Origin of the sequence: Bartonella sp. TS82HLJMH, from assembly GCF_042193495.1 — a bacterium.
Lineage (GTDB): Bacteria > Pseudomonadota > Alphaproteobacteria > Rhizobiales > Rhizobiaceae > Bartonella > Bartonella grahamii.
Map to the genome: position 1 here is coordinate 333 of NZ_JBHILU010000100.1, position 280 is coordinate 612.

Sequence of the window (280 nt, forward strand, 5' to 3'; positions counted from 1 at the left end):
ATTGCGTTTAGGGAGAGAAAAATTTGGTAAAGAAACCCATGCCTATTCGGTCGCTTGGGCAGATCATGAAATTAATGAAGCCTGTGGTTATGCGGATAAAATAATCTTTAATTCCATTCAACAGCTTCAACGTTTTGCTGATGTAACAAAAACCATTCAACGAGGACTCAGATTAAATCCAGGAATCAGTGCATCCCATTTTGATCTTGCTAACCCCTCTCGCCCTTTTAGCCGCTTAGGAGAAATCAATCAAAGCGCGATAAAGCGAATTTTGCCTCTC

Annotated in this window: 1 pseudogene; it reads left to right on the top strand. The window is 40.7% G+C overall.

What is annotated here, in order from left to right:
* A pseudogene (locus tag ACFIKO_RS09470) lies at positions 1-280 on the top strand (carboxynorspermidine decarboxylase); the annotation flags it as partial.